This is a genomic window from Caballeronia sp. HLA56, from assembly GCF_054655155.1.
Genome location: NZ_BAAHOB010000005.1, coordinates 1,878,391 through 1,900,486 on the forward strand (window position 1 = coordinate 1,878,391; position 22,096 = coordinate 1,900,486).

24 protein-coding genes are annotated in these 22,096 nt (G+C 62.5%); 11 read left to right on the top strand and 13 right to left on the bottom strand.

What is annotated here, in order from left to right; genetic code table 11:
• The first annotated feature begins 57 nt into the window (after window positions 1–57).
• Complete coding sequence (locus ACYQ47_RS28360; protein WP_244825260.1) at window positions 58–417, top strand: hypothetical protein; 360 nt, start codon at window positions 58–60, stop codon at window positions 415–417.
• 33 nt (window positions 418–450) lie between these two features.
• Here ACYQ47_RS28360 and ACYQ47_RS28365 read toward each other — a convergent pair whose 3' ends face one another.
• From ACYQ47_RS28365 to ACYQ47_RS28385, 5 genes are all read right to left on the bottom strand, one after another.
• Window positions 451–924, bottom strand: coding sequence for a lytic transglycosylase domain-containing protein (locus tag ACYQ47_RS28365; RefSeq protein WP_244825258.1), 474 nt, complete (start codon window positions 922–924; stop codon window positions 451–453).
• Window positions 925–993: 69 nt separating this feature from the next.
• Window positions 994–1,329, bottom strand: coding sequence for a hypothetical protein (locus ACYQ47_RS28370; RefSeq protein ID WP_250492342.1), 336 nt, complete (start codon window positions 1,327–1,329; stop codon window positions 994–996).
• A gap of 4 nt (window positions 1,330–1,333) precedes the next feature.
• Window positions 1,334–1,675: a hypothetical protein gene (locus ACYQ47_RS28375; protein WP_284503094.1), complete on the bottom strand. Its 342-nt coding sequence runs from the start codon at window positions 1,673–1,675 to the stop codon at window positions 1,334–1,336.
• Window positions 1,676–1,921: 246 nt separating this feature from the next.
• On the bottom strand, window positions 1,922–2,119 hold the full coding sequence (locus ACYQ47_RS28380; RefSeq protein WP_244825252.1) for a hypothetical protein: 198 nt from the start codon (window positions 2,117–2,119) through the stop codon (window positions 1,922–1,924).
• 125 nt (window positions 2,120–2,244) lie between these two features.
• Entirely contained in the window at window positions 2,245–3,681 is a 1,437-nt protein-coding gene (locus tag ACYQ47_RS28385) for a DHA2 family efflux MFS transporter permease subunit (RefSeq protein WP_250492344.1), read from the bottom strand.
• 203 nt (window positions 3,682–3,884) lie between these two features.
• Here ACYQ47_RS28385 and ACYQ47_RS28390 point away from each other — a divergent pair, with 203 nt between their 5' ends.
• The 3 genes from ACYQ47_RS28390 to gnd all read left to right on the top strand — a co-directional run bounded on the left by ACYQ47_RS28390 (window position 3,885) and on the right by gnd (window position 8,395).
• On the top strand, window positions 3,885–4,937 hold the full coding sequence (locus ACYQ47_RS28390; RefSeq protein WP_250464754.1) for an NADP(H)-dependent aldo-keto reductase: 1,053 nt from the start codon (window positions 3,885–3,887) through the stop codon (window positions 4,935–4,937).
• A gap of 375 nt (window positions 4,938–5,312) precedes the next feature.
• Window positions 5,313–7,409 (top strand): transketolase, encoded by a 2,097-nt coding sequence (gene tkt / locus ACYQ47_RS28395; protein ID WP_250464756.1) that lies wholly within the window; start codon window positions 5,313–5,315, stop codon window positions 7,407–7,409.
• Window positions 7,331–8,395 carry a phosphogluconate dehydrogenase (NAD(+)-dependent, decarboxylating) gene (gnd, locus tag ACYQ47_RS28400; RefSeq protein ID WP_459909350.1) on the top strand — a complete coding sequence of 355 codons (1,065 nt, stop codon included), beginning with the start codon at window positions 7,331–7,333 and terminating at the stop codon, window positions 8,393–8,395. Before tkt ends, gnd begins: the two co-directional genes overlap by 79 nt.
• A 45-nt stretch (window positions 8,396–8,440) precedes the next feature.
• Here gnd and ACYQ47_RS28405 read toward each other — a convergent pair whose 3' ends face one another.
• Together ACYQ47_RS28405 and nodI are read right to left on the bottom strand one after the other, a co-directional pair.
• A complete protein-coding gene (locus ACYQ47_RS28405; RefSeq protein ID WP_250464888.1) occupies window positions 8,441–9,217 on the bottom strand; it encodes an ABC transporter permease in 777 nt (258 codons plus the stop codon).
• 85 nt (window positions 9,218–9,302) lie between these two features.
• Entirely contained in the window at window positions 9,303–10,253 is a 951-nt protein-coding gene (nodI, locus tag ACYQ47_RS28410; RefSeq protein WP_250509047.1) for a nodulation factor ABC transporter ATP-binding protein NodI, read from the bottom strand.
• Between the two features lie 304 nt (window positions 10,254–10,557).
• On the opposite strand from nodI, the gene ACYQ47_RS28415 reads away from it, so the two are divergent.
• The gene (locus tag ACYQ47_RS28415) at window positions 10,558–11,067 is read left to right on the top strand and encodes a universal stress protein (RefSeq protein WP_459909352.1); all 510 of its coding nucleotides are present in this window, start codon (window positions 10,558–10,560) and stop codon (window positions 11,065–11,067) included.
• Window positions 11,068–11,228: 161 nt separating this feature from the next.
• Here the strand turns inward: ACYQ47_RS28415 and ACYQ47_RS28420 are convergent, their stop codons facing one another.
• The 3 genes from ACYQ47_RS28420 to lexA all read right to left on the bottom strand — a co-directional run bounded on the left by ACYQ47_RS28420 (window position 11,229) and on the right by lexA (window position 13,176).
• Complete coding sequence (locus ACYQ47_RS28420) at window positions 11,229–11,846, bottom strand: DUF2939 domain-containing protein (RefSeq protein WP_459908033.1); 618 nt, start codon at window positions 11,844–11,846, stop codon at window positions 11,229–11,231.
• A gap of 158 nt (window positions 11,847–12,004) precedes the next feature.
• Window positions 12,005–12,331 carry a hypothetical protein gene (locus ACYQ47_RS28425; RefSeq protein WP_244825242.1) on the bottom strand — a complete coding sequence of 109 codons (327 nt, stop codon included), beginning with the start codon at window positions 12,329–12,331 and terminating at the stop codon, window positions 12,005–12,007.
• 167 nt (window positions 12,332–12,498) lie between these two features.
• Window positions 12,499–13,176, bottom strand: a complete 678-nt coding sequence (lexA, locus tag ACYQ47_RS28430; RefSeq protein WP_250464764.1) for a transcriptional repressor LexA — start codon at window positions 13,174–13,176, stop codon at window positions 12,499–12,501.
• Between the two features lie 269 nt (window positions 13,177–13,445).
• Between lexA and ACYQ47_RS28435 the strand changes: the two genes are divergently transcribed.
• The 6 genes from ACYQ47_RS28435 (at window position 13,446) to ACYQ47_RS28460 (ending at window position 19,526) form a co-directional block, all read left to right on the top strand.
• The gene (locus tag ACYQ47_RS28435; RefSeq protein WP_459908036.1) at window positions 13,446–14,480 is read left to right on the top strand and encodes a sulfate ABC transporter substrate-binding protein; all 1,035 of its coding nucleotides are present in this window, start codon (window positions 13,446–13,448) and stop codon (window positions 14,478–14,480) included.
• Window positions 14,481–14,619: 139 nt separating this feature from the next.
• A complete protein-coding gene (gene cysT / locus ACYQ47_RS28440; protein ID WP_244825239.1) occupies window positions 14,620–15,525 on the top strand; it encodes a sulfate ABC transporter permease subunit CysT in 906 nt (301 codons plus the stop codon).
• Entirely contained in the window at window positions 15,522–16,424 is a 903-nt protein-coding gene (cysW, locus tag ACYQ47_RS28445; RefSeq protein WP_244825238.1) for a sulfate ABC transporter permease subunit CysW, read from the top strand. The genes cysT and cysW overlap by 4 nt, the downstream gene beginning before the upstream one ends.
• A gap of 20 nt (window positions 16,425–16,444) precedes the next feature.
• A complete protein-coding gene (locus ACYQ47_RS28450) occupies window positions 16,445–17,539 on the top strand; it encodes a sulfate/molybdate ABC transporter ATP-binding protein (RefSeq protein ID WP_310395894.1) in 1,095 nt (364 codons plus the stop codon).
• 12 nt (window positions 17,540–17,551) lie between these two features.
• Window positions 17,552–18,478, top strand: coding sequence for a CysB family HTH-type transcriptional regulator (locus ACYQ47_RS28455; RefSeq protein WP_244825235.1), 927 nt, complete (start codon window positions 17,552–17,554; stop codon window positions 18,476–18,478).
• A gap of 40 nt (window positions 18,479–18,518) precedes the next feature.
• Window positions 18,519–19,526 carry an asparaginase gene (locus ACYQ47_RS28460; RefSeq protein ID WP_459908040.1) on the top strand — a complete coding sequence of 336 codons (1,008 nt, stop codon included), beginning with the start codon at window positions 18,519–18,521 and terminating at the stop codon, window positions 19,524–19,526.
• A 45-nt stretch (window positions 19,527–19,571) separates the two neighbouring features.
• Here ACYQ47_RS28460 and lysM read toward each other — a convergent pair whose 3' ends face one another.
• The 3 genes from lysM to hyi form a co-directional block, all read right to left on the bottom strand.
• Window positions 19,572–20,060 (bottom strand): peptidoglycan-binding protein LysM, encoded by a 489-nt coding sequence (lysM, locus tag ACYQ47_RS28465; RefSeq protein ID WP_250464772.1) that lies wholly within the window; start codon window positions 20,058–20,060, stop codon window positions 19,572–19,574.
• Between the two features lie 275 nt (window positions 20,061–20,335).
• Entirely contained in the window at window positions 20,336–21,244 is a 909-nt protein-coding gene (locus tag ACYQ47_RS28470) for a 2-hydroxy-3-oxopropionate reductase (protein WP_244825230.1), read from the bottom strand.
• Window positions 21,245–21,273: 29 nt separating this feature from the next.
• Window positions 21,274–22,074, bottom strand: coding sequence for a hydroxypyruvate isomerase (gene hyi / locus ACYQ47_RS28475; RefSeq protein ID WP_250464776.1), 801 nt, complete (start codon window positions 22,072–22,074; stop codon window positions 21,274–21,276).
• Between the last annotated feature and the right edge of the window lie 22 nt (window positions 22,075–22,096).

Here is a 22,096-nt window from a genome sequence, read left to right on the forward strand (position 1 = left end):
CCTCGGACTGCTGGCAGAATCGACTGTTCTCGAAGCCGCAATCAAAACCAGCGTCACATGAGCCATCCACCCGAAGAAGACCACGGCAGCACCCGCGAAGCACGCTTTCGCCGCTACGACGCCGCGGGCGAAGCGTCCGTCCGCGCAGATCTCGACGAAGCCGCCACGAGCGACCCCGAAGCCGCATCCAAACGCGCGTGGTTGCACGGCAAGGAGGTCGCGCATCAGGACGAGCAGTTTCGCGCGATGTTCGCATCCGTCAATTCGGCCAACGACGCCGCGCAACTCGCCCGCGAATCCGCGCAGGCATCGCGCCGTTCGGCCTTTTGGACGATGATCGCGGCAATCGCGGCCACGGCCGGTGTGATCGTCAACGCGGCGATCGCGCTTGGCTGGCTCGACTGGCTCAAACGCTAAGGCGCTAAGGCGCTGAATCGTCGATGCCGAAGCTTAGGGCATCGCCGGCTGCAATTCGCCCCAGCTCACGAGAATGCTCTGGATGCTTCGTGCATAGGCATCGCGATGTTTCGGCGATTCCGAGTGATAAGCGCCAATCGCGCGCCACGTGTTGCCGTACTTGACCATCTTTTGCTTGAGCAGCCACGCCGCGACGAACACGTTCACGCACGGATCGGCGAGCGCGCGATGCGGAATGCCCTGGCGCGCCAGGTCGGGAAAATGAATCGAATTGATCTGCAACTGGCCGACATCGATGGAACCGTTGGCGTTGCGGTTGATCGCGCTGGCGTCGCCTTTCGACTCGCGCCAGGCAACCGCGCGCAGCACGAGCGGATTGACGCCCTGATACGCGCCCGCCAGTTCGAAACAGTCATCGGCGTGCACAGCGCCGGATGCAAGCGACAATCCGAGCGCCGCGCAGGCGGCGAGGGCAAGCCGCGTGGCGGCTATCGCTGGTGGAAACATGAATCGTGGCTCCCGTGTTGGTCTTATACGAAGCGGTCGATAGGCGTTTGTTGTCCGCCCATCTGGCGTTCAGCGGATCAACGCGGCGTCCAGCCGCTGTTCGATGTCTTTCATATAACTGCGCGATTCGCCTGATACCACGAGACGCGGTTCGGGACCGTCGCATCGGCAATCCGCGACCGGGCGCGCCTTTCTGCTTTTTTTCGCAGATGGCTTGGCGGGAAGTTCGTCGTCGCCGGTCGAAGGCGGCAGCATGGCGAGCGTCGGCAGCGGCGGATACACACGCGGCGAGCCGGGCATGAGCGCGGCCAAGGTTTGTACGCCGGGCGCGCTGACATCGAGCGGACCGGCGGATGCGGTCGCAAAAACCAGCAAGCCGCCGATGACCAAGAGAGTGCGTCGCATGATGTCAGCCTCCTTGCGTTGGTTTGATCGACACGCTGTACGGCTCGCGCGCGCCGGCGGTGCGGTTCTCGAGGCTCAGCCGGACGGTGCGTTTCGCCGGCACGCCTTTCCAGATTGCCTGATTGATATAGGGCAAATCCTGCGCGAGCGCGGTGACGAGAATGGTGGTCGGCTGCTTCTGCGCGGCTGCAAGCGAGCCGGCTTTGGTGAGGATTGCGCTGAGCTGCGCATCGCGGGCGCCGAGGGCATCGGCGGGAATCTCGAAACTGATGATGCCCGTGGCGACCGGCGGCTTATCGGTCTGCGCGACCGGATTGGCGGCCGGCAGCGGCGCGCAGCCGGTCAAGGAACTGACAACGACGATAGATAGAAAAGAAACGGCCCACTTCACAGGCGGCTCCCGAAAGGATCATGGTGATATGCAAGTTTTCGGCGTGGGGGCCGGTGGTCTTGATAGCCAGGCGCAAACGTTGAGCGATTTAGGAAGACTTGACTCGGGAAACCGGAATTTCGGAAAAGAGGCTCGTAGGAATTGCCGGATTCGCGCGGGAAACAGCGTCCAACGCGCCGGCTTGCATCGACGATCGGAAGATCAGAAACACCACCAGGCGCGCACGCTCGGTTCGCCGTCGAGCGCGCGAACGAAGTCGTCGGCGAAGGCATCGCTCGCGGCTTTCCATTCAGGCGTGCCGGTGGGCAGGTCGTTCGGATTCTTCAGCCCGCGCGCGTGACGGATGACGGCTACGGCTTCGCTGAGAGCGGCGATGGAGTCGAGACTGTGCGTGTTCATAACGCGGATTACGGCGCGTCGGAGCGAAACTTGAGGCCAGGCAAAGGTCGCTCAGGAGATCACCGCAAAAAACGCTGCCTTGATCTCGACGGCGTCGCTCCGAAACCCAACACAGGACGAATCCATCAAACCTTCCCCTTATGCCCCGACACGAGCGCTCCCGCATCGCGCTTGAGGCTGAACAGATCCACCACGCCGATCAATCCCACCAGCCCGACGATCAGAAATGCCACGCTGAAATCTTCCGTCGCGATGGACTGCGCGTCGTGCCCATGCAGCCATTCGGCAAAGCGCAGGGCAATGGCGCCGACCGCAACGCCCACGCCCATCGTCATCTGAAAGAGCGTGCTCGATAACGCCGATGCCGCGCTCATCTGCGATTTCGGCACATCCGCGAAACTCAGCGTATTGAGCGCCGTGAACTGCAAGGAGCGCGACAAGCCGCTCGCGAACAGCACGGCGACGATCACGAACGTCGGCGTCGATGCCGTGAGCAAGCTCATCACGGCAAGCGAAAGCGCGGCGATCACGCCGTTGACGATCAGCACCGGCCGGAAGCCGAAGCGCCGCATCACGGGCGTGGTGATGAGCTTCATCGAAAGATTGCCCGCGAACACCGCGAGCGTGAGCAGGCCGGATTCGAAGGCGTTCAGCCCGAAGCCGACCTGAAACATCAGCGGTAGTAAAAACGGCGCCGCGCTGATGGCGATGCGAAACAGCGACCCGCCGCCCATCGCCACGGCAAAGGTCCTTACCTTGAGCGCCGACAAATCGACGACCGGATGCGCCGCGCGCCGCAAATGCCACCACGACGCGACGCTCGCCACCACGCCGACGATCACGAGCACCCCGGCGTAGCGCCACGACGTCTCGTTGCGGCCGATCAGCTCCATCGCATAGAGGAGCGTCGTGCAGGCGATTCCGCACAGCGCGAAGCCGACGAGGTCGAAGCGGCGCTTCGCATCCGCGCGCACGTTGTCGATGAAGCGCAAGGTGAGCAAGAAACCGATGATGCCGAGCGGCACATTGAGATAGAAGATCCAGCGCCACGACGAATACGTGGTGATGAAGCCGCCGAGCGGCGGTCCGATCACCGGCGCGACGAGCCCCGGCCAGGTGATGATGGCGATGGCGCGCATGAGGTCGTTCTTCGGCGTGGCGCGCAGCACGGCCAAGCGTCCGACCGGCACCATCATCGCGCCGCCGATGCCCTGCAAGACGCGCGCCGCTGCGAACGCGGGCAGGGTCGAAGTCGTCGCGCACAGCACGGAAGCGGCCGTGAAAACGGCGATCGCGCTGCCGAACACCGTGCGCAAACCGAAGCGGTCGGCGGCCCAGCCGGAAATCGGGATGAACACCGCGAGCGTCAGCAGATACGCGGTGATGCCGAGACTCATCTCGGCCGGATGCACGTTGAACGAATGCGCCATCTGCGGCAGCGCGGTCGCGATGATCGTGCCGTCGAGGTTCTCCATGAAAAACGTGGCCGCGACCAGCGTAATGATGAGCGATGAGCCTCGCTGCGCGCGTTCGTTGTCAGTTTGAGCAGCGGGAGAGGGCATCGGCTGAGACTTCCTTGTGCAAAATGGGTAGGTTCGGATGCGCTGCAAAGCCGTGACGCGGCCCGCTATTTTAGCCACGACAGCAGATCTCGCACGGCTATGGTAATTTTTGCGGTTGCGGCCCGCCGTTCGACTGCATCGCCGACGAAAGGCCGACAGGACGCCAACGCAACGCCAACACAATGGCAACAAGAGGGAACGCAATGAAGTATCGGAAGCTGGGAGATTCGGGTGTCGACGTGAGTCTGATCGGGCTTGGCACCATGACCTGGGGCGAGCAGAACACCGAGAGCGAGGCGCATGAACAGATCGACTACGCGCTCGCTCAAGGCGTGAATCTGATCGATGCCGCCGAAATGTATCCGGTCCCGCCGCGCCCTGAAACGCAAGGCCGCACCGAGGAGTACATCGGTACGTGGCTCGCGAGGAACGGCGGCAAGCGCGCCGATATCGTGCTTGCCACCAAGATCGCCGGGCCCGCGCGCCAGCCGCACAATCCGCGGCACATCCGCGGCGCGGGCAACCAGTTCGACCGCAAGAATATCGTCGAAGCCGTCGACAGCAGCCTCGCGCGCCTGCAAACGGATTACATCGATTTGTATCAGCTGCATTGGCCCGACCGCAGCACGATGACCTTCGGCCGCCCGAACTATCCGTATATCGACGATGAATACACGGTGCCGATCGAGGAAACGCTCGCCGCGCTCGGCGAACTCGTCAAGGCCGGCAAGATTCGTCATATCGGGCTGTCCAACGAAACGCCGTGGGGCGTCGCGCAATTCTTGCGCGCGTCGGAAAAGGCGGGCTTGCCGCGCGTCGTCAGCATTCAGAATCCGTACAGTCTCGTGAACCGCGTGTACGAACTCGGGCTCTCCGAATTCACGCACAAGGAAGGCGTGGGCCTGCTTGCTTATTCGCCGATGGCCTTCGGCTGGCTCTCGGGCAAATACGAAGGCGGTGCGCGCCCGGCCGGCGCGCGCATCACGCTATTCGAGCGCTTTCAGCGTTACAGCAAGCCGCAGGCAATCGCTGCCGTCACTTCCTATGTCGAACTGGCGAAGCGCCACGGTTTGACGCCCGCGCAGTTGTCGCTGGCGTTCGTCAACAGCCGTCCGTTCACGACGAGCACGCTGATCGGTGCGACGTCGATGGCACAGCTGAAGGAAAACATCGACAGCGTGAACGTCGAACTTTCCGACGAAATCATCGCCGAGATCGAAGCGCTTCATGAACGTCAGCCTAACCCGGCGCCTTGAACCGTCCTTCCGGTCACGCCTTTGCCGCGCCTTAAACCGTTTGCGAACAAGGCCTTGGCGCGAAACCTGATGGCCTGCGCGCGGATGTGTCACGATTGACCGTTCGCGCGCACGCAATATCGGCGATGCGCGCTTCGCTTACTTAGCCCTTGCCTTACTTTTGCAAAGCTTCAAGGATGCATTGCGTCCGTATCCCGCCGTAACGCCGCCGCTTGTCCGCGCCCCGGAATCACCGCCAGATAAGGGCGACGGCGCGCCGCACGTGTCACTTGCGATGCAGTGCCGGCTGTAAGGCACTACACTTGCTCGATGGTCCTGGTTGCCCGCTGCGGCGCCCTCAGCCACAGCGCGCCCTTAGCAAAGGAGTCGTCGCTCATGTCTCAAGCAACGCCGAAGTCTTCCGCCGATCTTGACACGCTCACGATCAATACCATCCGCACGCTGTCGATGGACGCCGTGCAAAAAGCCAATTCGGGTCACCCCGGCACGCCGATGGCGCTCGCGCCAGTCGCGTTTCATCTGTGGCAGAACCATCTTCGCTACGATCCCGACGCGCCGCTCTGGCCGAATCGCGACCGCTTCGTGCTGTCGGTCGGGCACGCGTCGATGCTGCTCTATTCGCTGCTGCATCTGTCCGGCGTGAAGGAAGTCGACGAGTTCGGCAAGCCAACCGGCAAGCCGGCCATCTCGATCGACGATATCAAGAATTTTCGTCAGCTCGACAGCAAGACGCCGGGCCACCCGGAATACCGCATGACGACCGGTGTCGAAACCACGACAGGTCCGCTCGGTCAGGGTCTCGGCAACAGCGTCGGCATGGCGATGGCCGCGCGCTGGAAAGAAGCGCACTTCAACAAAAGCGATTCGCCGCTATTCGATTACCGTGTCTACGCGCTTTGCGGCGACGGCGACATGATGGAAGGAATCTCGCACGAAGCGGCATCGATCGCGGGGCACCTGAAGCTGTCGAACCTCATCTGGATCTACGACAGCAACCGCATCACGATCGAAGGACACACCGACCTTGCGTATAGCGACGACGTCGAAGCGCGCTTTCACGGCTACAACTGGAACACGCTGCACGTCGACGACGCCAACGACGCCGCCGCGCTCGAAGCGGCCATCAACAAGGCGAAGGCGACCACCGACAAGCCGACCCTGATCGTGGTGAAGAGCATCATCGGCTGGGGCGCGCCGAACAAGCAGGACACGGCGGCCGCGCACGGCGAACCGCTCGGCGCCGATGAGATCAAGGCTGCGAAGCGCGCGTACGGCTGGCCGGAAGACGCGCAGTTCCTCGTGCCCGACGGCGTAGTGCAACATTTCGCCGACGGCATGGGCGCGCGCGGCAAGGCGGCGCACGAAGCCTGGAAGAAGCAGTTCGATTCCTACGGCAAGGACTATCCGGATCTCGCGAAGCAACTCACGCTGATGCTCGAAGCGAAGCTGCCGGAAGGCTGGGAAAAGAGCATTCCGACCTTCGAGCCGGACGAAAAGGGAATCGCCACACGCGAGTCGTCGGGCAAGGTGCTGAACGCCATCGCGCAGTCCATTCCCTGGCTGATCGGCGGCGCGGCGGACTTGTCGCCATCGACGAAAACGAATCTGAAGTTCGACGGCGCGGGCAGTTTCGAGGCAAAGAGCTACGACGGCCGCAATCTGCACTTCGGCATTCGCGAGCACGGCATGGGCTCGGTTGCCAATGGACTCGCGCTGTCCAACATGCGGCCGTATGCATCGACGTTCCTGATTTTCAGCGACTACATGAAGCCGCCGATCCGCCTCTCCGCGATCATGGAACTGCCGGTGGTCTACGTGTTCACGCACGATTCCATTGGCGTGGGCGAGGACGGACCGACGCACCAGCCGATCGAGCAACTCGCTTCGTTGCGCGGCGTGCCGGGCCTCACCACGCTGCGTCCCGCCGATGCCAACGAAGTCGGCGAAGCATGGCGCGTCGCGCTGTCGTATCACAAGGAGCCGTCGTGCATCGTGCTGACGCGTCAGCCGCTGCCGACCTTCGATCGCAAGAAATACGCGTCGGCTGAAGGCGTGCGGCGCGGCGCTTACGTGCTTGCCGACACCGAAGGCGGCAAGACGCCCGAAGTGCTGTTGCTTGCCACCGGCAGCGAAGTCGCGCTGTGCGTGGGCGTCTACGAGAAGCTGAAGGCCGAAGGCATCGCGGCGCGCGTCGTATCGATGCCTTCGTGGGACCTCTTCGAGAAACAGGACGAAGCCTACAAGGAATCGGTGTTGCCGAATGCCGTGAATGCTCGCGTTGCGGTCGAACAGGCCGGCACGCTCGGCTGGGACCGCTACGTCGGCCGGCTCGGCACCGTGCTCGCCATGCATACGTTCGGTGCGTCCGCACCGTTGAAGGCGCTTCAGGCCAAATTCGGCTTCACGCCGGAACGCGTCTACGAAGAAGCGAAAAAGCAGATCGAACGCGTCAAACACAACGGCAAGGAGTAACGGACATGCAGATTGGCATCGTGGGACTGGGGCGCATGGGCGGCAACATCGGACGCCGCCTGATGCGCGACGGGCATCAATGCGTCGTCTACGACCACAGTCCGCAAGCAACCGACGCACTCGCGAGCGAAGGCGCGACCGGCGCGAAGGATCTCGGCGATCTGGTCGCAAAACTTGCCACGCCGCGCGTCGTCTGGCTCATGCTGCCCGCCGGCAAGATCACGGAGGACACGCTCAACGATCTCCGGCAGATTCTGAGCCCGGACGACGTGATCATCGACGGCGGCAACAGCTTCTACAAGGACGATATCCGCCGCGCCGCCGAGCTGAAATCGCAGGGCCTGCATTACGTCGATGTCGGCACGTCAGGCGGCATCTGGGGCTTGGAGCGCGGTTACTGCATGATGATCGGCGGCGATGACGCAGTGGTGAACCGTATCGATCCGATTCTCGCGACGCTTGCGCCCGGACGCGGCGACATTCCCTTGACGCCCGGCCGCGACGGACGCGATGCGCGTGTCGAGAACGGCTACATGCATTGCGGACCGGTCGGTTCGGGACATTTCGTGAAGATGGTGCACAACGGCATCGAGTACGGATTGATGCAGGCGTATGCCGAGGGCTTCCATATTTTGAAGCACAAGGAATCGACCGAATTGCCGGAAAACGAGCGCTACACGCTCGATCTGGCCGACGTCGCGGAAGTCTGGCGGCGTGGCAGCGTGGTGTCGTCGTGGCTGCTCGACCTGACGGCGGGCGCGCTTGCGGGCGATGGTTCGCTCGAACGCTACTCGACCGAAGTGGCCGATAGCGGCGAAGGGCGCTGGACGATCGAAGCGGCCATCGAGGAAGCGGTGCCGGCGCAAGTGTTGTCAGCGGCGCTTTATACGCGCTTCCGGTCGCGCGATGCCGAAGCCTTCCCCGAGCGCATGCTATCGGCAATGCGCTTCGGCTTCGGCGGCCACAAAGAGTTCGGCGTGAAGTAAATCCGTGGTCGTTTGTCGGAATAAAGGGCGATGATTCATCGCCCTTTATTTCATCATGCGGCGGCGAAACAGCCACGCGCACAGGAAGAACGGCACGACCGAATACGCCGCGAGTACCGCGAGATGCAACGCGAGTCCGTGCACGGGCCGGCCAAGCATGGCGGCGCGGATCAACTCGACCGCGTGATAAAGCGGCAGCGCCTGCGTCACATGCTGCGCAAAAGCAGGCAATTGCGCGACCGGAAAGAACACGCCGGAGAGCAAGAGCATGGGCGTGAGTGCAAGCGTCTGATAGAACATGAAGAAGTCGTAGCTCGGCGCAATGGCTGTGACGATCATCGCCGTGCTCGCGAATGCGAGTCCCGTAAGCACGATGATGGGCAGCGCGAGCAGCATCGACGGAAAACTCGCATAGCCGAGCGCGCCCGCCACCAGCATGATCGCCACGCCCGACAAGACCGATTTGCTCGCGGACCAGATCACTTCGCCGAGAACGATATCGCCGAGCGTGAGCGGCGTATGCATGATCGCTTCCCACGTACGCTGCACGTGCATGCGCGAGAAACCGGAATACATGGCCTCGAAACTCGCGGACATCATCACGCTCGACGCCACCGTGCCCGCCGCCAGAAACGCGATGTACGACACGCCGTCGACATGGCCGACCATCAAGCCGAGACCGAGGCCTAGCCCGAAGAGATAGATCATCGGATCGGCAAGATTGCCGATCATCGATGCAATGGCGAGCTTCTTCCACACCAGATAATTGCGCCGCCATACCGACATCCAGTTGCTCGCGTTGGCGGGAAGCGCGTTGCTCATGGGCGAGAGCGTATCGGCGTGTTTGGCTCGCACGCGTGTTTTCTCGATGCTTGCGCCTGATCGATCGAAAGTGTCCATCGCTTGATTAGTCCACCATCTCGCGCCCGGTCAGGCGCAGAAAAACATCTTCGAGATTCGCCGGACGATGCAGATAGCGCACGTCCGTCCGGCCCTTCACGCGCGCATGCACGGGCTGCGGGTCGTCGACATAGCAGAAAAGCGTTTCGCCGCTGATCTCCGTGCGCGCGACGAACGGTTCCAGTTCGGCGGCCAGCGCCTGCGGATCGGGTCCGTAGATTTCGATGACGTCCGAACCGATCACCGATTCGATCAACTCGCGCGGCCTTCCTTCCGCGAGCTTGCGGCCTTCCTCGATCACGCAAAGCCGGTCGCACAGGCGTTCGGCCTCTTCCATGAAGTGCGTCGTGAGCAGAATGGTTTTACCGCGCGAAAGCAACGAGCGCAGGCGTTCCCAGATCAGATGGCGCGCTTGCGGATCGAGGCCGGTGGTGGGTTCGTCCATCACGAGCACGTCGGGATCGTTGACGAGGGCGCGCGCCAGCGTCAACCGCCGCCGCATGCCGCCCGACAGTTCGCCGACGCGCGCTTGGGCCTTGCTTTCGAGGCGCGCGAATTCGAGCAACGAAGGCACGATGGCTTCCATGCGCGCACCTGTCAAGCCGAAATAGCGGCCGAAGACGAGCAGGTTTTCGCGCACGGTGAAGTCGGGATCGAGGTTGTCGAATTGCGGCACGACGCCCACGCGTTGCCGCGCGAAGCGTGCGCGCGCTGGCACGGGTTCGCCGACGAGACGGATCGTGCCGCTGTCGGGCGATGTAATGCCGAGCAGCATCTTGAGCGTCGTCGTCTTGCCCGCGCCGTTCGGGCCAAGCAGGCCGAAACACTCGCCAGGCTGAACGTCGAACGACAAGCCATCGACGACACTTCGCTCGCCGTAATGTTTTCTGACTTCGCTGAATTCGATCGCTGGCGCCGCGTTCGAGTTCGCGCCAGCTCGGTGATTTATGTCGGTCATGCGGCGGTCCTGCGAGGAGAAAACTCAGCCGGCTAGTGTAATCCAATGCACCAGCGCGGCGCTTTGCATGCAAGCGCATGCATCGTTCCTGTGATCGAAGCGTGCATCGCGTCTTCCTGTTGTTTTGGCAAATGGCGCCGCGCGCTTGTCTGGCAAGGCGCTCAGGCCTCTGGCACGGTGTGCGCTAGCGCTTGTTGCCATGTAAGCGTTTTCCATCGTTGCCACGCATGAGGCGACCTACCATGATGAAGATGCGCCGCACTCGATTTGCCGACACCATCGGCTACGCGGCAGGGAGATCATGATGTCAGGCTATCGAAAAATCCTGTTGTGCTACGACGGCTCCAGAGAGGGCCGCAAGGCGTTGCGTCAGGGCGCGAATCTCGCGCTTGCCTTGAACGCGGAGACGCACGTGCTGGCGGTGGTGGATATGCGTTCGAGCATTGCGCAAAGCGCCGGTCTTCTGACCGACATGGCATGCGGACGGTTCGAGGATGCCGCACGCGATATCCTGCAAGAAGGCGTGGAGTGGCTGCGCGAACGCGGCTTGCAGGCGCAGGGCCATTTCGCATTCGGGCATCCGATCGATGAAATCGCCACGCTGGCGGAAATTCTTAAGGTCGATCTGGTCGTGGTCGGCCATCGATGCCGCAGCGGTCTCGCGCGCTGGTGGATGGGCGCGGGCAACACACCGCTGCTCGATCGCGTGTCATGCAGCATATTGGTTGCGGTTTGTCAGGCAGGTGAGTCGGCCGAAGCGGAAGATGAGGCGGCTTATGCGGCGAAGCCGGACCGGGCCGAAGTAAGTGTTTGAGGATAGGTTTGCGCGATGAGGCTGGCCTGCGTCGGGCCAGTGCTGTTTTGCGCTATCAGCCGCCAGCTGCCGTCTCCTTGCGTGACGGCCGCGCACGCTTAACGCCGCAAAAAATGCCATGAAGCGCTTACCGGCACTTTAATGGTTGTCCAACAACGAACTCACCCGTTCAAATCAACCGCGACCAGCTTCCACGTTATCAACCCGTACCGATGAAAGATCGCGGAGTACCGCGCATCGCCGGCACCGTGCTGGTAGGTCACCACGAACGTATCGAAGCTGCGATATCCGGCCGTGGTCTGCGGTGGTTGTCGCGGCGGTTCTTGAGTCGCAACCATGCCCGATGCCGCTTCCGACGGCGGTGAACTCGCCGCCGCCTGACCGTCTCGAACCGGTGGCACGACATCGGGTGGATGCTCGCCTAGATCTCCCCGCGGCGGAATGCCATTCAAAATCGCGGCGACGCCTTCGGGCGTAGCGTAGGAATCCACCAGCGGCCCTACGAGCGCCGCGCCGATCATTGCACCGATGATCGCGAGCGGATTGCCGCTCGTCTGGATATCGACGCGCCGCGTCAGCAGTGCGCCGACTTGCTCTTTGAGACTTTCACGCAGTGCAGGGAAGTCGACGTATTCGTTGACGGTCTGTGCATCGCGCGCATCGGCCGCGTGCTTGACGCGGTTCAGCGCGATATAGGGCGACGCATAGACAAGGCTTAACCCTGCAACGATGAAGAGAATGACGAGCGCGGCGACGAAACAACGCGTAGTGCGGGACATGCGAAGGAACGACCCCTGGCGTGACATGGGTGACATGAAAGAACGATTGACCATGTTCACGCCGGATATATCCCGAGCTTCATTCCTTGCAGCCGATAGATTGCGGACTGCCTGCATTGCACATAACTCAAATTCACTCGGCAAACGCTCGACCGCGCTCAGGCCAGAATGCCGCTGCTAACGCCGGCGCGTTCCTCGTCGATACACCGGTCGATCATGCGCGACACCTCGCCGATATTGCCGACCATGATTACCCGCGACTCACTGCGATACACCCGCACCGGCGCGCGCTGTTCCGATTCCGCATGCACCGCGCTATTGAGCGACACACGGGCGAAGGCGGGTTGACGCGACGGCAACGCGGGCATCTCGTCGAAGAGATCGGGCGCCGCTTCAGGTCGCGCCACGGCGCATGAGATCAGCGAGCGCAAATGACGCAGACGGCCAAACTGACGAAAGGGCAGCAAACGGGCGAAACGTTCCATGATGACTCTCCAGACGGCGGACGACAGACGACAGACGATAGGACGCACCGCGGCACGCCGCGAGCGGTGGCCGTCATGCTTGTAATTTTTGAAACGTGCCGCGTCGCGCGAGGGCGAGGAGGCGAAGCGGGCGGCGGTGTTGACGCGCCGCGCGCTCGAGTCGTACGTTAGAACTCGCCGGAGCGGATGAGCCCGACCGCGATTCCTTCCAGCGCGAAGTCGCCGCTGCCGGAGCGCACGAAGATGTTTTCGTAGTCGGGATTCTCCGCGACCAATTCCACGCCATCTGGCCGGCGCTTCCAGCGCTTCACCGTGACGTCGTCGCCAATACGCGCGACCACGATCTGCCCGTCTTTCGCTTCATTGCGCTTCTGTACGGCAAGCAGGTCGCCGTCGAGAATGCCCGCGTCGCGCATGGACAAGCCGCGCACCTTCAGCAGATAGTCAGGCTTGCCCGAAAAGAACGCAGGGTCGCACGCGTAGTGTTGCGAAATATGCTCCTGCGCAAGGATGGGACTGCCCGCCGCAACGCGCCCGACCAGCGGAAGCGACAACTGCATGATGCTCTGATGCGGCAAGGTGAACTGATGCGGAAGGTCGTCCGAACGGTCGATGCGCGCGGAGCCTCCCAACAGGCGGATGCCACGCGACGAACCCGCCGCGAGTTCGATCACGCCCTTGCGCGCCAGTGCCCGCAGATGTTCCTCGGCGGAGTTCGCGGAGCTGAAGCCAAGCTCGGCGGCGATCTCGGCACGCGTGGGCGGAAAGCCCGTGCGGTCGATGGCTCGCTGGATGAGCTCGAACACTTGCTGCTGTCGCGCGGTAAGTTTTGAGGGTTTGGTCACTTGCTGGAGCCTCGGCGCACTGTATGGATGGACAGATGACTGTATTTTTATACAGTATTTCGCGCTTTTCAAGCTTTACTTGAAGTTCATCGCCAGATCCTTTACTGACAAGGCTGCAGCGCGCTCAAACCGTCGCTATTCGTCCCTCGGACTGCGAAAAACCTCGCTTTAGCACTTTTGCATCTAAAAAAGTGAGAAACAATTATTTCTAATCATATAAGCTCGCCTTTAGACTGATTCCGTCAATTCGATAAGACGGAGAACGGGGAATGCATAGCATCAGGGCTGGATTGAAGGGCGGCGCGAAACAAATCTTTGCCGCGCTGGCGATCACGGCGGCCAGTTTCGGAATCTCGGCCACCGCGCACGCGGACACGTCGTTTCTGAACGTCTCGTACGATCCGACGCGCGAGTTGTATCAGGACTTCAACCAGGCCTTTGCGAAGAAGTGGAAGGCGGACACCGGCGAAACGGTCACCTTCAAGCAATCTCATGGCGGTTCCGGCGGCCAGGCGCGCGCGGTTCTAGACGGGCTTCAGGCAGACGTCGTGACGCTTGCGCTTGCTTACGACATCGACGCGCTCGCCTCCAAGGGCATCGTCGGGACGGACTGGCAGAAGCGTCTGCCGGACAATGCATCGCCGTACACGTCGACCATTGTGTTTCTAGTGCGCAAGGGCAACCCGAAGGGCATCAAGGACTGGGACGATCTCACCAAGCCGGGCGTGTCGATCGTCACGCCGAACCCGAAGACCTCGGGCGGCGCGCGCTGGAACTATCTGGCGGCGTGGGCGTATGCGCAACACAAGCCCGGCGGCAACGAAGAGACCGCGAAGGAGTTCGTGACCAAGCTCTACAAGAACGCAGGCGTGCTCGATTCCGGCGCACGCGGCGCGACCACCAGCTTCGTGCAGCGCGGTCAGGGCGACGTGCTGATCGCATGGGAAAACGAGGCGTTCCTGTCACTCAAGGAATTCGGTCCGGAGAAGTTTCAGATCGTGGTTCCTTCGGTGAGCATTCTGGCCGAGCCGCCGGTGGCGGTGGTGGACAAGGTCGTCGACAAACACGGCACGCGCAAGCTGGCCGAAGCGTATCTGAAGTATCTGTATAGCGACGAAGGCCAGCAGATCGCGGCGCGCAATTTCTATCGTCCGCGTTCGGACAAGGTGCCCACCGAGCTGACCAAGCAGTTCCCCAAGCTCAAGCTCTACACCATCGACGACACCTTCGGTGGCTGGACCAAAGCGCAGAAGACGCACTTCGCGGACGGCGGCGTGTTCGATTCGATCTATCAGCCGCAGTAAGCAGACAAGAGACCGGGCGCCGCGAGGCGCTCGAGTCGCAATGAAAGCGGCCGCAAAGACGGCCGCGCATGACGAGACTAAAAAACAGTGCGCTTATCCCCCGGGCGCCGAAGGCAGGACGATCAAGGATGAAGCAAAGATGACAACGTTCACTTTCCGAAAGCCGAGTGCGTTACCCGGCTTCGGGCTGACGATCGGCATCACGGTGGCTTACCTGAGCCTCGTGGTGCTGATTCCGCTTGCGGCGACCTTCGCCAAGACCGCGACGCTCGACTGGGCGCAGTTCGTTCGCGCCGTCACCGGGCCGCGTGTGCTGGCGTCGTATCGGCTCACTTTCACGGCGGCGCTCGGCGGGGCGGTCATCAACGCGATCTTCGGCTTCCTGGTCGCATGGGTGCTCGTGCGCTACACGTTCCCGTTCAAGCGTGTCGTCGATGCCATCGTCGATCTGCCGTTTGCGCTGCCGACCTCCGTCGCCGGCATTTCGCTTGCCGCCGTGTACGCGAGCAACGGCTGGATCGGGCAGTATCTCGCGCCGCTCGGCATCAAGGTGGCGTTCACGCCGCTCGGCGTGCTCGTGGCGCTGACGTTCATCGGCTTGCCGTTCGTCGTGCGCACGGTGCAGCCGGTGCTCGAAGACTTCGAGCGCGAGCAGGAAGAAGCCGCCGCATGTCTCGGCGCCACGCGCTGGCTGACGTTTCGCCGCGTCGTGTTGCCGGCGCTCTTTCCCGCGCTTCTGACCGGTTTCGCCCTTGCGTTCGCGCGCGCGCTCGGCGAATACGGTTCGGTCATCTTCATCGCGGGCAATGTCCCAATGAAGTCGGAGATCACGTCGCTGCTCATCATCACCAAGCTCGAACAGTACGACTATGCCGGCGCGACGGCCATCGCCGTCGTGATGCTGTGCGTGTCCTTTCTCATGCTGCTCCTCATCAACACGCTGCAATGGTTCCTGCAACGCCGCACGAGCAAGACGGGCGCGGCGCCCGTGGTGGCCGCGGGGCCCTCGCTGCATGCCGGAACTCCGGGCGGAGGTCACGCATGAGCACGCCAAACAGCAAGGCGCTTCCCGTGAACACTGCCGCGCGCGGCGAGACCAACCGGCTCAATCCCGTCACCGAACCGCGCGCCGTGCGCTGGATACTCACGGGTATCGCGCTTGTGTTTCTCGCGCTGTTTCTGGTCGTGCCGCTCGTCGCCGTGTTCGTGCAGGCCTTCGCGAAGGGCATCGACTATTACTTCGATTCGCTCAAGGACCCGGACGCGTGGTCGGCCATCAAGCTCACGCTCTTGACCGCCGCGATTGCCGTGCCGCTCAACGTGGTGTTCGGGCTCGCGGCATCGTGGGCCATCGCCAAGTTCGAGTTTCGCGGCAAGGCTCTTCTGACGACGCTTATCGACTTGCCGTTCTCGGTGTCGCCCGTGATCTCCGGCCTCATCTACGTGCTCATGTTCGGCGCGCAGGGCTGGTTCGGACCGTGGCTGATTTCGCACGATGTGCAGATCATCTTCGCGGTGCCGGGAATCGTGCTCGCGACCATCTTCGTGACGTTCCCGTTCGTCGCGCGCGAACTGATTCCGTTGATGCAGGCGCAAGGCAACGACGAGGAAGAGGCCGCGCACGTGCTCGGCGCGTCGGGCTGGCAGATCTTCCGGCGCGTGACCTTGCCCAACGTGAAGTGGGGCCTGCTCTACGGCGTGATTCTCTGTAACGCGCGCGCGATGGGCGAGTTCGGCGCGGTCTCGGTGGTCTCGGGCCACATTCGCGGCCAGACCGACACCATGCCGCTGCACGTCGAGATTCTCTACAACGAATACAACTTCTCGGCCGCCTTCGCGGTGGCGTCGCTGCTTGCATTGCTCGCACTCGTCACGCTCGGGCTGAAGCTGCTCGCGGAGCGCCGCATGACGGCCACGCTGAGCGACGTGAAGGCAACCGTATAAATGGAAGGCGTGGATCAATCATGAGCATCATCGTTCGCAATCTGCAGAAGCGCTTCGGCACCTTCACCGCGCTCGACAACGTCACGCTGGATTTTCCGTCGGGCGAACTCGTCGCGCTGCTCGGACCTTCCGGCTGCGGCAAGACCACGCTCTTGCGCGTGATCGCCGGCCTCGAATATGCCGATGCCGGTCAGGTCGTGCTCAACGGCGAGGACGTTGCCGAAGTGGGCGCGCGTGAGCGGCAAGTCGGCTTCGTGTTCCAGCATTACGCGCTGTTCCGCCACATGACCGTGTTCGAGAACGTCGCCTTCGGCTTGCGCGTGAAGCCGCGCCGCGAGCGGCCAACGGAGGCCGTCATCCGCGAGAAGGTGCATGAATTGTTGAAGCTCGTGCAACTCGACTGGCTCGCGGAGCGCTTTCCGTCCGAACTGTCGGGCGGTCAGCGTCAACGTATCGCGTTGGCGCGAGCGCTTGCCGTCGAACCTAAAGTGCTGCTGCTCGACGAACCTTTCGGCGCGCTCGACGCCAAGGTGCGCAAGGAATTGCGTAGCTGGCTGCGCCGTCTGCACGACGATCTGCATATCTCGACGCTCTTCGTCACGCACGACCAGGAAGAGGCGCTCGAAGTGGCGGACCGCATCGTCGTGATGAATCACGGGCGCGTGGAGCAGGTGGGCAGCCCGCAAGACGTGTATGACCATCCGCAGACCTCGTTCGTCTACGAGTTCCTCGGTGCGGCCAATCGCCTGCAAGGTCATGTCGATGCCAACGGCTTCGTCGCCGATGGCGCCACGCAGGCCATTGCCGTGCCCGCGCATTTCAGCGGCCGCGCGCTGGCCTACGTGCGTCCGCACGATCTGGCGATCTATCCCGTCGATGGCACGCATCGCGACGGCATCGTGGTCGGCGTGCGGCGCGTGGTGACGCTCGGCGGCTCCGTGCGCGTGGAACTCGAAGGCAACTCGGGGCGCATTCTCGAAGCGGAACTCGACCGCGAGTCGTGGCGCACGCTGCGACTCGACGTAGGCGACGGCGCGACCGCCGTGCCGCGCGCGTTGCGCGTCTTCCCGGCAGGCGATGCGAGCGGGGCACAACAAACAAAAGCAACGGCATAAAGAGAGGCTGAAATGAACTTCCAGCAATTGCGCTTCGTGCGCGAAGCAGTGCGTCAGAACATGAATCTGACCGAGGTCGCGAACGTGCTCTATACGTCGCAGTCTGGCGTGTCGAAGCAGATCAAGGACCTCGAGGACGAACTCGGCGTCGATATCTTCATCCGACGCGGCAAGCGTCTGACCGGTCTTACCGAGCCTGGCAAACAGGTGCATCAGCTGATCGAGCGCATGTTGCTCGACGCTGAAAACCTGCGCCGCGTCGCGCGCCAGTTCGCGGATCAGGACAACGGCCATCTCGTCGTGGCGACGACGCACACGCAAGCGCGTTACGCGCTGCCGAAGGTGATCCGCCAGTTCACGGAAGTGTTCCCGAAGGTGCATCTCGCGCTGCGTCAGGGTAGTCCGCAGCAGATCGCGCAGATGATCATCAACGGCGAAGCGGATATCGGCATCTCGACGGAAGCGCTCGACCGCTATCCCGACATCGTCACGTTCCCGTGCTACTCGTGGCATCACACGGTCGTCGTGCCGAAGGGCCATCCGCTCGTCGGACTCGAGAACATCACGCTGGAACAGATCGCCGAGTATCCCGTCGTCACTTACGATCAGGATTTCACGGGACGCTCGCATATCGACCAGGCCTTCGCGAGCGCGGGTGCCATTCCCGATATCGTCCTCACCGCCATCGATGCCGACGTGATCAAGACGTATGTCGAGCTTGGCATGGGTATCGGCATCGTCGCGGCGATGGCGTATGACCCGAAGCGCGACAGCGAACTCGTCGCGCTCGATACGCAGCATCTGTTCGAGGCGAGCACGACGCGCGTCGGCTTGCGCAAGGGCGCGTTCTTGCGGGCCTACGCTTACCGGCTGATCGAGATGTTCGCGCCGCAACTCGACGAGGCGCAGATCGCGGCGCAACTGCGCGAAGCGGCTTGAGCGAGTTCAGGTTCATCCCGGCTGATTTACAATCGCCGGCATGAACACTTCTCTCGATACCTTGCCGCGCCTCGCCGTTCTCGCGACGGGCGGCACCATCGCCGGACAAGCTGGCGATGCATCCAGGACAGCGGGTTACAAAGCAGGCGTGGTCGGCGTCGACAAGCTGCTCGAAGCCGTGCCCGCGCTCGGCTCGGTCGCGCGCATTCACGCGGAACAGATTGCGAGCATCGACAGCAAGGACATGACGCCCGCGCTGTGGACGACGCTTTCGCGGCGGATCGATGCACTGCTCGCGCAAGACGATATCGATGGCGTGGTCGTCACGCACGGCACGGACACGCTCGAAGAGACCGCTTACTTGCTGCATCTGACGGTGAAGAGCGCGAAGCCGGTCGTCCTGACCGCGGCGATGCGGCCCTCCAGTGCGCTGTCCGCCGATGGTCCGTTGAATCTGCTCAACGCGCTCACGGTCGCCGCTTCGAGGCAGGCGGCGGGGCAGGGCGTGCTGATCGCGTTCAATAATTTGATCCACAGCGCACGCGAAGTCACGAAGACGAGCACCTATGCCGTCGATGCCTTCCGTTCGCCCGAAGCGGGCGCGCTCGGTTTCGTGCAGGACGGACGCGTCGAGTTTCAACGCACGGTCGTGCGGCCGCACACGCTCGCGAGCGAATTCACCGTGCCGCAAGACTGGCCGATGGTCGAAATCGTCGCGAGTTATGCGGGCGTATCGCGCGTTCCGGTCGATGCGCTCGTCGGCGCTGGCGTGAAGGGCATCGTGCTTGCGGGTACCGGCAACGGCTCCATGAGTTCGACGCTCGCGCAAGCCTTCGCCGATGCCATTGGGCGAGGCGTGGCGGTGGTGCGTTCGTCGCGCGTTGGCTCGGGTCATGTGATGCGCAACGGCGCCGCATCCGACGATGCGCTCGGCACCGTCAGCGCGGGCACGCTCAATCCGTACAAGGCGCGCGTGCTGTTGCAACTGGCGCTCGCGAGAGGCGTGAGCGATGCGCCCGGCCTGCAGCGCATCTTCGAGACATACTGAAACCGAAACGAAAAACGCGAACCGGAGTTCGCGTTTTTCGTTGCTTCAGCTTGCAGCCGGAATGCGTAGCACCTGTCCCGGATAGATCTTGTCCGGGCTCTTGAGCATGGGTTTGTTGGCTTCGAAGATGACATCGTTCTTCGCGCCGCTGCCGTAATACTTCTCCGCGATTTTCCAGAGATTGTCGCCGGCCACGACCGTATGAAATTGCGACTCCGGAGCGGGCGACGGCACGGTCAGTTGGTCATCCACCTTGTCCACGTGCTGCACGTTGCCCGCCGCGACGAGGATCTTCTCCTTCGTGGCCTGATCCGCGGCTTCGCCCGATACGGTGACCGTGTGCGACGCGCCGTCGTACTTCACTTGCAGATCCTGCGCTTCGAGCCCTTGCGAACGAATGTACGTCGCGATGGCTTCGCCGGCCTTGAGATTGAGCTCCGCGACATCCACGGCCGCAGGCGCGGCCTGCGCGGTTTGCGAGGTTGCACCAAAGAGCTTCTCGCCTGCTTCCTTGATAAAGCTGAGGATTCCCATTGCTGAACTCCTTAAGTGTCGATGGTGAGCGCTTGCGCCAGGGCAAGGCTTCGTTAGTCGCATCACTTCAAGGATAGTTCGGAGATTGTGACAATGGCTGGTTCATGCGCGATCCAACAATCCGACGCGGACACCCGACGGAAAACCGTCTGACCGACCAAGGCTTACCCGGCTCGACCGACGGGTGCCGCTCTCGGACCCCACTTGCCGCCCTCAGCCCAGAGCGGCATTTGTCCCGCGTGCCCATACGCGGGACGCCCCACGGTACCGGTCGTTCAAGCCGCGGCTTTCGCCTTCTGCGGTTCTTGAGCAACCTGGAAGTTCGACATGATTTCAAGCGCCCGCACGAGTCCCGAGTGATCCCAGGCTTTGCCGCCATTGGCCGCGCACACGCTGAACAACTGCTGCGCGCTCGCGGTGTGGGGCAGGGCGAGACCCATCTTGCGCGCGCCTTCGAGCGCAAGATTCAAGTCCTTCTGATGCAGTTCGATACGGAAGCCCGGGTCGAATGTGCGCTTCGTCATGCGCTCGCCGTGCACTTCGAGAATGCGTGACGCGGCGAACCCGCCCATTAACGCCCGGCGCACGCGTTCCGGATCGGCGCCCGAACGCGAGGCAAACAACAAGGCCTCGGCGACGGCTTCGATGTTGAGCGCGACGATGATCTGATTCGCCACCTTGCAGGTCTGACCCGCGCCGTTGTCGCCGATGAGCGAGATGTTCTTGCCCATGAGATCGAACAGAGGCTTCGCGATATCGAACGATTTCTGCGGGCCACCCACCATGATCGTGAGCGATGCCTCGCGCGCGCCGACTTCGCCGCCGGACACGGGCGCATCGAGATAGTCGCAGCCGAGCGCGTTGATCTTCTTCGCGAAGTCCTGCGTATCGAGCGGGTTGATCGAGCTCATGTCGATCACGAGCTTGCCCTTCGTGAGGCCGTTGGCCACGCCGTCATCGGCGAAGAGGACGTTGGCGACATCGGGCGTGTCGGGCACCATCGTGATGACGATCTCGCTCGCTTGCGCCACGCCGGTGGAATCGGCCGCGACTTGCGTCTGTGCGCGGATGTCGTCGGGCACCGGAAACTTGCCGTTCACGACGAGCTTGTGACCGCCCTTCAAAAGGTTGCGCGCCATGTGCGCGCCCATGATGCCAAGGCCGATGAATCCAATGGTTGCCATACTCTCTTGCTCTCCTTGTGTCTCGGGTTTTAAGCGGCGGCGCGCGGCTTTGCGGCGGCGATCGTGCGAAGCCAGCCAAGGCCCGCTTCGGTGCTTGCAAGCGGCTTGTATTCGCAGCCGATCCATCCTTCGTAGCCGATCGAATCGAGCAGATCGAACAGGAACGCGTAGTTGATCTCGCCCGTGCCCGGTTCGTTGCGCCCCGGATTGTCGGCGAGCTGGATATGCGCGATCGACGGCAGGTTCTTCTTGATCGTCGCGGCCAGTTCGCCTTCCATGCGCTGCATGTGATAGATGTCGTATTGCAGAAACAGATTGTCCGAGCCGACCGCACGGATCACGTCGAGCCCTTCGGACGAACGGTTCAGCGCGAAGCCCGGAATATCGTAAGCATTGCACGGCTCGACGAGCAGGCGGATGCCTTCCTTCTTCAATGCATCGGCGGCGAAGCGCAGGTTTTCGATGATCGTCGTGCGCGCCTGTTCCTTCGATACCCCCGCCGTCGGAATGCCAACGAGGCAGTTCACTTGCGGCACCTTCAGCGCCTTCGCGTATTCGATTGCGCGGGGCACGCCTTCACGGAACTCGCTCACGCGATCCGGCAGGCAGGCGATGCCGCGTTCGCCCGCTTCCCAGTTGCCCGCGGGCAGGTTGTGCAGCACGATCCGCAGGTCGTGTTCCTCGATGCGTGCTTGCAAATCGCCGGTCGAGTACGCATACGGAAACAGGAACTCGACCGCCTTGAAGCCCGCCTTCGACGCCGCCGCGAAGCGGTCGAGGAAAGGGACTTCGTTGAACAGCATGGTCAGGTTCGCGGCAAATTTCGGCATGTCTTTATTCCTGATGGTCGGT